The sequence below is a fragment of the Acidovorax sp. LjRoot204 genome, from assembly GCF_056175785.1.
Genome location: NZ_JBGFFF010000158.1, coordinates 1 through 10,137, shown reverse-complemented (window position 1 = coordinate 10,137; position 10,137 = coordinate 1). Strand labels below are relative to the sequence as shown.

Annotated in this window: 6 protein-coding genes; all 6 read left to right on the top strand. The window is 64.1% G+C overall.

Annotated elements, in window-relative coordinates:
* Positions 1-232: 232 nt before the first annotated feature.
* Entirely contained in the window at positions 233-724 is a 492-nt protein-coding gene (locus tag AC04MI_RS20580; protein ID WP_056057233.1) for a GyrI-like domain-containing protein, read from the top strand.
* A 22-nt stretch (positions 725-746) separates the two neighbouring features.
* Complete coding sequence (locus AC04MI_RS20575; RefSeq protein ID WP_436076531.1) at positions 747-1,391, top strand: glutathione S-transferase family protein; 645 nt, start codon at positions 747-749, stop codon at positions 1,389-1,391.
* 59 nt (positions 1,392-1,450) lie between these two features.
* Entirely contained in the window at positions 1,451-2,188 is a 738-nt protein-coding gene (locus tag AC04MI_RS20570) for a helix-turn-helix transcriptional regulator (RefSeq protein WP_436076530.1), read from the top strand.
* 328 nt (positions 2,189-2,516) lie between these two features.
* Entirely contained in the window at positions 2,517-5,066 is a 2,550-nt protein-coding gene (gene tssI, locus AC04MI_RS20565; RefSeq protein WP_436076529.1) for a type VI secretion system tip protein TssI/VgrG, read from the top strand.
* Positions 5,067-5,131: 65 nt separating this feature from the next.
* Positions 5,132-5,563, top strand: coding sequence for a DcrB-related protein (locus AC04MI_RS20560; RefSeq protein WP_056057242.1), 432 nt, complete (start codon positions 5,132-5,134; stop codon positions 5,561-5,563).
* A 143-nt stretch (positions 5,564-5,706) separates the two neighbouring features.
* A partial coding sequence (locus AC04MI_RS20555) for an RHS repeat-associated core domain-containing protein (protein WP_476498567.1) occupies positions 5,707-10,137 on the top strand: 4,431 nt, incomplete at its 3' end.

Genomic DNA, 10,137 nt, shown 5'->3' with positions numbered 1-10,137 from the left:
GTGCTGAGCTGAGCGGGGGGCGGCACAACGCTCCCTCTGCCCTCGCTTGTCATGGCGTGCTGGCAGCGGCTTCCGTCATCTTCTCGTCGGCCGAGAGAGGGCCCTGCGGTGTGGCTCCGTCTGCGTCGGCGCGTGTCACGGCTTGTTGCAACGCTGCAGACAGGCTACTGACACCATGTTGTCAGCAGCCGGGCTGCACCATGCCGGGCCTGACACAGAGAGGAGCTTGACCATGACAACAACCCCCACCATGACCCCGGTTGCCGCGTTTCATGTCACTGGACTGACGGTACGCACCCGCAATCGCGACGAGATGGACCCCGCCACCGCCCGCATTGGAGGTCTGTGGGACCGCTTTTTCAGCCAGAGCTGGGAGCGCAACCTGCCCGGCCGTGGTGAGGATGGCCGCATCTTCGGCGTCTACAGCGACTACGAATCCGACGAACACGGCGCCTTTGATGTCACTGCTGGCGTGGCTGTGCCACCGCCCGTCACCTCGGTGCCAGGGGCTGTGCAGATCGCGGTGCAGGCGGGCGACTATCTGGTGTTCCACGGCCACGGCACAATGCCGCAGATGGTGATCGATGCCTGGGGCGAGGTCTGGCGCTACTTTGCGGCCCACCCGCAAGTGCCACGGCGCTTTGGCACCGATTTCGAGCTGTATGAAGGCCCGGACCGCGTGGCCATCCATATCGGCATCGCCCCCAGTGCGCCCCGCGCATGACCTGAACGAACCAGGAGCCTCCATGAACACATCTTCTGCCGCCCTGACGTTCTACACCCATCCCATGTCCCGAGGCCGTACCGCGCGCTGGATGCTGGAAGAGTGTGGTGTGCCCTACGACACCGTGCTGCTTGAATACGGCACCACCATGAAGGCTCCCGACTACCTGGCCATCAACCCCATGGGCAAGGTGCCTGCACTGCGGCACGGACAGGTGGTGGTCACCGAGGTGGCGGCCATCTGTGCCTACCTGGCCGACCTGTTCCCCGACAAATCGTTGGCGCCCCCTGTGGGCACGCCTGCACGCGCTGCGTATTACCGCTGGCTGTTCTTTTGCGCCGGCCCGCTGGAGAGCGCCGCCACTGCCAAGGCGCTGAACCTGCTGGCACCCGCCGAACGGGCGGCCATGGTGGGCTACGGCAGCTACGCCGATGTGATGAACACCCTGGAGCAAGCCGTGCGCCAGGGCCCGCATCTGTGCGGCGACCACTTCACGGCCTTGGACCTGTATGTGGGCGCGCACCTGATCTGGGGCACGCAGTTCGGCACCATCGAACGCCGCCCCGCGTTCGAGCAGTTTGTGCAGCCGTTCAGGCAGCGCTCCGCGTTTGTGCGCGCCTCCCAGATCGACGACGCGCTGGCGCAGCAGAGCAAAGGCCATGGCTGAGTTCTGCGTCCTGACACTGCCCATCTGGTCGGCTGCAGCTCGCCCCGGGGGGCACGTTCATGCGCCGCGCTGACCGCCTGTTCCAGATCGTCCAGCTCATCCGGGGGCGGCGCCTGTCCACCGCCGCCTTCCTGGCCGAGCGGCTTGAAGTCTCGGCCCGCACCATCTACCGCGACGTGGCGGACCTCCAGCACCAGGGCGTGCCCATTGAGGGCGAAGCCGGTGTGGGCTACCGCCTGGGCGCGGGCTTCGATCTGCCGCCGCTGATGTTCAGCCAGGGTGAAGCCAATGCGCTGGTAGCTGCCGCCCGTCTGGCCCAGACCTGGCTGGATGCCGGGCTGGCCCGAGAGGTGGAAGGCGCCCTGGGCAAGATCCTGTCCGTGCTGCCCCCCGCCGCGCGCGTGGCGGCCGAGGCCCAGGCCCTGTATGCCCCGCCCGTCGGCCTGGACCCGCGCGCCCAGGCCACCCTGCAAGCCCTGCGCGAGGCAGTGCACAGCCGCCACGTGGTGCAGGTGGACTATGCCGACGTCAACGGCCGCCCCAGCCTGCGCCGCCTGCGCCCGCTCGGCTGCTTTTACTGGGGCAAGGTCTGGACGCTGTCGGCCTGGTGCGAGCTGCGCAATGACTTTCGGGGCTTTCGCATCGACCGAATTTCTTCCATCACCGTGCTGGACGAGCAGTTCCGGCAGGAGCCAGGCAAGACCCTGGCGGACTTGCTGCGCAAGGTGGAGGGGGAGATGGAGGGGAGAGCGGTGGAGGGGGGTGATCCTCCAGCGGCGCAGTCGGCAATGGCCTGATGCCGTGCCTCCAATCGTTTTCGATGCCGAGCTCAGCCTTGGCGGAAATGTCGTGGCAACGCGCCYCGCGGTGATCCTGATGGGCGGCCTGCTGCAAATGACATGAACCTTGTTTCAAAAAGAGTTGGACAGGAGTTGTTCATTACCACAGGTGCCTTTGCCGATTTTCTTTCTGTTGCAAGATGTCTTGAAGATTCCTGATTGGTAACCGAAGTTACTTTTTGCGTTAATTTCGCCGTATTAACGGCGCCTTCTGTCAAAAGAAAATACCTGCCTGCAGCTATCATCCGCCGCACTTTGCACTCATCGGTCGGACAGTCTGCAGCACATGAAACGTCGCGTCACCATTCAAACGCCTCTGGGCGACCAGCTCAAATTCAGGCAACTCCAGGGTATCGAAGAGATCAGCCAACTCTTCACCCTGGACGTGGACTTGCTGAGTGAGAGCAAAAGTGTGGATCCCAAGGCGTTGTTAGGCAAAAACGCCACCATCGTTGTAGAAACGGAGGGCGGTGGCACCCGCCATATCGACGGCATCGTCACCCGGTTTGGCATGCAGGGGCAAGACCACCGCATGTACTCCTACCGGGCGCGGCTCAGCCCCTGGCTCTGGCTGGCAACCCGTAAAAGCGATTTCAAGATATTTCAGAACAAAACTGTTCCAGAAATCATTGAAGAAGTTCTGGGTAAATATGGTTATCCCCTCGATAAAAAGCTGACGCGTAGTTATCGTGCCTGGGATTATTGCGTTCAATACAACGAAACTGATTGCCAGTTTGTTTCTCGCCTCATGGAGCATGAGGGTATTTATTATTACCACCAGCATTCAGCAGGACAACACACGCTCACGCTGGCGGACGACATTGTGGCGTCGCACAGCCCTTTGCCAGACGCAGCCTCAATCCCCTTTTATCCCCCTGAAAAAGCTGCCATCGCTGATCGCGAAAGCATCTATGCGTGGGAGTTGGCGGAGGAAATCAAACCGGGTCGGCATTACAACGACGACTACGACTTCAAGAAGCCCAAGGCAGATTTGTCGAACATGCGCAAAGATCCCCCGGGTCACGCGCATGACAGCCACGAGATCTACGAGTGGCCCGGTGGCTATACCGAATATGGAGATGGCGAGGCGTATGTGAAGGTGCGCCTCCAGGAGAACCTGACTCGCCAAAGCGTCGTACAAGGTAAATCCAGCTGCCGCGCGCTCACCCCCGGCTACACCTTCAACCTGGAAAACTACCCGCGCGAAGACCAGAACCAGCAGTACCTCATCACCTCGGTGCAATACCATTTTCAGGAGAACCCTGAGGTCAGCAGCGTAGCCAAGCCCACGCCTAAAACCACCAAGGATGAGGTGGGGTCCATTCAACGGTTTGTGCTGAAGGCGCAACCCACCAGTTTGCCGTTCACCCCACCCCGGGTCACGCCCAAGCCCCGTAGCCAGGGCCCCCAGACGGCTGTGGTGGTGGGCCCGCCTGGTGAGGAAATCTGGACCGACAAATACGGACGTGTGAAGGTGCAGTTCCACTGGGACCGCATTGGCTCCATGGACGAGAACTCCAGCTGTTGGATCCGAGTGTCGCACCCGTGGGCGGGCATGAAGTACGGCGGTATCTTCACGCCGCGCATCGGCCAGGAAGTCATCGTGGACTTCCTCAACGGCGACCCCGACTATCCCATCATCACTGGCCGCGTCTACAACGCAGACCAGATGCCACCGTGGGAGCTGCCCAAGCACAAGACGCAGTCCGGCTTCCAGACGAACTGGAGCAAAGGCGGCGGCGGCAAGCACATGCTGCGGTTTGAGGACCAAAAGGGCATCGAGCACATCGAGCTCTCCACCGACCATGGCAATACGCACCTGCACATGGGTTACCTGATGAACCAGAGCACCGAGGCCAAGCGCAGCTATGGCTTTGAGCTGCGCACCAATGAGTGGGGTGCCATCCGGGCGGACAAGGGGCTGCTGATCACGACGTATACGCAGGATTTCAAGCAGAAGCTGGCGCACGACAACCCGGACGGCTTCGACGGCCTGGGTGAAGGCCTGGCCAACACGGCTTCGCTGATGGAGGAAGCAGGCGAGGCCGTCACGGCCATGAACGGTGCCATCGAGGCCATCAATGGCCTCAAGACATCGCACATGATGGAGCTGAGTTCGGGAATCGCCGCGATGACCGGCGGCAAGGCTGCCATGGCCACCTTGTCGAAAGCGGCAGCTGCCATTGCTGCGCTCGCCGGCGACGGAAGAGGGGGTGGTGCAGGGGCGGAAACGCTCATGCCCACGAATACCGACCCGGCGATGCCACAGTCGCAGGCGCTGCGAGAGCTGTCCAAGGACATCAGCAAGCCGGTGGTTTCCATCGTGAGCCCCGAAGGGCATTCGATGATCAGCCCCAAGCCCATCGTGATCAGTTCGGGGCAGAGCGCCTCCATGCATGCCAAGCAGCACATCACGCTGTCCAGCGGCGCGCAGCTCACCCAACTGGCCAAGAGCGGCATGCTGACCCACGTGTCCGAAGGTGGTCAGCGCAACACCGTGTCCAAGGGCGACATCGCTTCGGAAGCCCAGACGGGCAACATGAACCTCACCGCCCAGCAGAACATCACCCTGGCTTCCAAGCAGGACACCGCCACCGTCGTCGGTGACCAGAACGTGAACATCCAGGCCACGAAGGATTCCGTGCTGGTGAAGGCGGCCAAGCACATCAGGTTGCAGGCGGGCGAGAGCATTACGCTGACCATCGGTGAGGGAGAGGGCGTCGCTTCGCTCAAGCTCACCGACAAAGGCGAAGTCGTCATCAAGGGCAAGAACGGTCTGATCAAACTGAGCGAGTTGCTGGACGTTCACGGGGCGCCCATCCAGCTCAACTGCTGAATCACCCCCCTACGCAGCGTACCTTTTCGCCAGCACGACAGCCATCTCCACCAAAGAACCTTCGCATGCAATTCCACCTCAACGAAGGCAGCTTCACGCTGCCCGACGGCCTTCGGGACAACAGCATGAACATGCTGCTGACGGGCCACAGTGGCCTCGATCTGAGCCTGATCATCACCCGGGACAGGCTTGAGCCTGGCGAATCCTTCGAGGCCTTCGTCGACCGCCAGATCAAGGCGGTGACACTGCAGGTCAGCAAGTTTTCCATCCAGGAAAAACACGCGCAGAAGGCTCCCGACAGGGACGACACCATTGCCGTGGAACTTGCCCAGCAGTTCACGCAGAACGGCCAGGTCATTCACCAGCGGCAACGCACGTGGCTGCTGCCCGACGCCGCCAGCGTGCTGGTGCTCACGGCGGCGTCTGCCGCGCCCATCACCGACGCGCAGAAGAATGCCTGGCTGGCCATCTGCGCAAGCTTCCAGCCGCGCCACTGAACCAGGCAGCGCCGGGTTGCGAGCCCGCGTCCCGGCAGTCGCTCCGACGCGCATCGACGGACCTCGGCACTCGTTGGCGCCGCAGTTCCCCGTAGCGCAACCCGGCAGCCGCCTCACCCCTCGTTCCACGACCCCCTTCGCCCATGAGTCAGTTTCCACCCGCGGCCCGACTGGGCGACCCCATTGCCCACAGCAATGCCAACGCACGCCTGCTGGCCAAGGTGGTTGGCATAGCCGCAGGCGCTGCCGCGCTTGGTGCGCTGTGCGCTGGAACCATCGCGGCCGGGGTGACTGCGGGTGTTGCAGCCGTCGGCACCGTGGTCACGGGCGGGCTGGCGGCGCCGATCCTCGCGGGAGCCGTCGTGCTGACCGGAGCGCTGGCCACCCTCGCTGTCAGCATGGCGGGGGGCGCTATCGGAGAAAAAATTGCCGATTGGCTGGTCCCTGAAACCTGGGATGTGACCGGGGCCATCAAGACCGGCTCACCCGATGTGTTCGTCAACAGCATTCCCGCTGCGCGGGCCACCAACGCGGTACCGCTGGACGAAGTGGTTTGCGGCAAGCACACCATCACGCCCGTCAACCTGATCGCGCAGGGCGCTGCGGTCGGACCCAAGCAGACCGTCATCAATGAAGCCCTGGCTGCCCGCAAGGGCGACAAGGTCGTGTGCGGGGCCACCATTCATGCAGGCTCGCCCAACGTCTTTATTGGCGGGGCTCCTGAGGCGGTGCGTGACTACGACGACGAGGTCAATTCACTGCTGCGGGCGGCACTATTCATTGCGGAGGCCCGAAATCTCCTGAAGAACATCAAATGTCTCTGGAAGCTGGTCAAGGATCCGAAGGCGCTCGTCAAAAACGCGGAATGCATGTTGAAGGCTGCGCAAGCCGCAGGCTCAGCGGCCATGACCGTGCCGGCCATCCTGGGCAACCCTGTGCACATCGCCACGGGCGCCAAGCTCCTGGCCGATGGGAGCGATCTGGATTTCGTGCTGCCAGGCGTGCTGCCCGTGGCGTGGCAGCGCATCTACAACAGCCTGGACGAGCGCAGCGACGGCCCGCTGGGCCGCGGCTGGAGCACACCTTACACGGTGCAGCTGCACCTGGACCACGATCCGCAGGGCCGGCCCGCCGTCACCTACTACGACGCAGATGGGCGCGACATACAGTTCACCCGCCCGGCGCCGGGGCAAGGCCTGTTCAGCGTCGCTGAGGGGATCGGCGTGCTGTGCAGTGAAGGCGGTGACTACGTCGTCGTCACAGCCGAAGGCATGTACCAATGGTTCGGCCAGGCGCCCGCCGGGAGCGTGGGTGATGCTGCGGCGGTGGGCGTATTGCACCTGCAGCGCATCGAGGACCGCAACGGCAATTACCACGCGCTGCGCTACGGTGACCACGGTGTGCTCACCCATGTGGCGGACAGCGCAGGCCGGCTCCTGGAGTTTCTGTATGTTCCAGGCACTGACCGGCTTCAGCAGATTCATCTGCGCGTGGGCGCCGATGGCGAGGCTGCGCAGGCGCTGGTGAACTACTGCTACGACGCCGCAGGCCAACTGGCCGAAGTGAGAGACCGCGCAGGGCAGACGACGCGCAGGTTTACCTATGCAAATGGCCGCATGGCGAGCCACCAGCTGCCCGGTGGCTTGCTGTGCAGCTACGAATGGCAGGAGTTTGCCCAAGGCATCGGCAATCGCCCTGGCCCCCATGCGCGCGTGGTGCGGCACTGGACGGACGACGGCGAAGCGTATGCCTTTGAATACGGCCTGCATGGCGACGGCAGCGGCAGCACCCAGGTCACCGACGGCCTGGGCCGCTGTCAGCAGTGGCACTGGAATACCGACCACGAAATCACCCGCCACACGGACGCTCTGGGCCACACCACCACGCAGGTGTGGGGCACCACCAAACAGCTGCTGGGCCATACGGATCCGCTGGGGCGATCCACCACGTACACCTACGACGACGCTGGCAACCTCACCGCAGAAACGGACGCCCTCGGACGCACGCACCGCCAGCGCTGGAGCCCCGGCCCGGCCAGCCTGCTGGTCGCGACGGAAGACCCTGGCGGCGGAACCTGGCGCTACCAGTACGACGACCACGGCAATCTGGTGGCGGAGACCGACCCTCTGGGCCACGTGACCCGCTACGCGAACGACGACCGAGGCCTGCCCGTTCTGGTGACCGATGCCCACGGCGGGCGCAAGCAGCTGCGCTGGGATGCCAGGGGCCTGCTGACCGCCTACACCGATTGCAGCGGCAAGACCACCCGTTACACGTACGACGCGCAGGGCCACCTTCACCAGGAAATCGACGCCCTGGGCCAGTCCACCGTTTTCGAGCGCGACCCGTTGGGCAGGCTGTTGCAGCTGACCCTGCCGGACGGCGCGCAGCACCAGTACCACTACGACGCGGCGGGCCAGTGCGTGATCGCCACCGATGCGCTGGGCCATACCACCAGCTACAGCTACAACCAGCGCGGCCAGCTGACTGGGCGCTCCAAAGCGGTTGGCGCACTCACCAGCAACATCCAGCTGGGGTATGACGCGGCACGGCGCTTGTCGGCGCTGGTCAATGAAAACCGCCAGGCGTACCGGTTCGCTTACGACGCGGTGGACCGCCTGGTGGCCGAGACCCGCATCGACGGCACCCGGCAAGTGCTGCACTACGATGCAGCCCACCAGGTCGTCGGCGTGACCGAACACCCCATGCCCCAGGGCCAGGGCGACGCCGTGCCGGGCCACGCCGAGGTGCAGCCCATCCACACCCAGTTGGTGCGCGATGCTGCGGGCCAGCTGGTTCAGAAGAACGTCTACACACCCGGTGCGGCCGCGCAGGCTGGCGCAGCCGCAACGCAGGCGCCGCCCGAGCTGCAAGCCCGGATCGACTATGCATACAGCCCCACCGGCGACTTGTTGACGGCGCAACACAGCACGCCGCTGGGCGAAGTTGTTGCACAGCACACCTGGCAATACGACGCTTTGGGCCAGGTACTGCAGGAAACCGCAGGGCACGCCCTGCAAGGTCAGCAGCGCAGCAGCGCGCTGCACCACCAATACGACGCATTGGGCAACCGCATCGGCACCAGGCTGCCGGACGGACGCGCGCTGAACCACCTGTACTACGGCAGCGGCCACCTGCACCAGATCAATTTGGACGGTGCCGTCCTGGCCGACATCGAGCGCGACGACCTGCACCGCGAGGTGCTGCGCACGCAAGGCCGCCTGGCCAGCCGTTTTGCCTACGACCCGGTTGGTCGCAAAGCGGCGGCCTGGGTGCGGCCAGCCATGCTGCGGGTAGGGCGCGGCATCGGCACCGACCCAGGTGTCGATGGCCCGTGGAGCCCCTACAGCGCAGACTGGAGCCAGCGCTTGCAGCAGCGGCACAACGCCGAAGACGTGCTGCTCAAACGCTACAGCTACGACGGGAACGGAGAACTCACCAGCGTGGAGCACAGCCAGCAGGGGCATACCCTGCACCGCTACGACCAGGGCGGGCGCATCACGCAGACGCTGTCGAACCAGCCCGAGCGCAGCGAACACTTCCACTACGACCTGGCGGGTAACCGCATCAGCGCGCTGGAGGAAAGCAGCCTCAGCAACCAGGGACGAGGCTGGGTGCAAAACAACCGCGTCAAGGTGCTGCAGGACAAGCGCTACGAATACGACGGCTTCGGTAGGCTGATCAGAAAACGCATAGGCAGCCACACGGAGCAGCACTACCGCTACGACCACCAGCACAGGCTGACCCAGGTGGCGGTGGTGCGGGCGGGCAAAGACGGTCAGCCGCAAAGCCAAGTCTTCAGCTACCAGTACGACGCACTGGGCAGGCGCATCGCCAAGACTGACAGCTTTGGCACCACGCACTTCACCTGGGACGGAATGCGGCTGCTGCAGGAAAGCCGGGGCGGGCACACGAGCACCTACGTCTACGAGCCGGGCAGCTACGTGCCCCTGGCGCGCATCGACGGAAGTGGCGGCATAGAGCCACACGCTGCGGCTGCGCATGCGCTGGGCGGAGGATCAGACAGTGCACAAGGCAAGCCAGCCAGCGTGCCCACGACCAACCCGGGCTGGAGCGACCGGTTCAACGTGGGGGCGGCGGCGAACGACGGGCCCACCGATGGCTTGGCCAGAGCGGACGCAAAGACCACAGCCGCAGCCGCAGCCGCAGCCGCAACTCCAGCGGCGCAGGCAGCGCAGGTGTATTACTTCCACACCCAGCCCAACGGCCTGCCGGAAGAGCTGAGCGACAACAGCGGCCACCTGGTGTGGACAGCGCAGTACAGCACATGGGGCAGTACGGTCCGGGAGGAATGGCAAAGCTACGACGAAGCGGGAAGACCTGTTCAGCGACTGCAACAGCAGTCAGCGAACCAGACAGTGCAGCTTCAGCAGAACCTGCGGATGCAGGGGCAGTACCTGGACAGGGAAACGGGGCTGCACTACAACACGTTCCGGTACTACGACGCGGACTTGGGGGCGTTTACGACGCCGGATCCGATTGGGCTGTCGGGCGGATTGAACCTGCACCAGTATGCGCCTAACCCGATTAGCTGGATTGATCCTTGGGGGTGG

What these genes read in the sequence shown, in the direction of transcription:
- AC04MI_RS20580 (WP_056057233.1), top strand. Translation starts at nt 233, where the DNA reads ATGACAACAACCCCCACCATGACCCCGGTTGCCGCGTTTCATGTCACT.
- AC04MI_RS20575 (WP_436076531.1), top strand. Translation starts at nt 747, where the DNA reads ATGAACACATCTTCTGCCGCCCTGACGTTCTACACCCATCCCATGTCC.
- AC04MI_RS20570 (WP_436076530.1), top strand. Translation starts at nt 1,451, where the DNA reads ATGCGCCGCGCTGACCGCCTGTTCCAGATCGTCCAGCTCATCCGGGGG.
- tssI (WP_436076529.1), top strand. Translation starts at nt 2,517, where the DNA reads ATGAAACGTCGCGTCACCATTCAAACGCCTCTGGGCGACCAGCTCAAA.
- AC04MI_RS20560 (WP_056057242.1), top strand. Translation starts at nt 5,132, where the DNA reads ATGCAATTCCACCTCAACGAAGGCAGCTTCACGCTGCCCGACGGCCTT.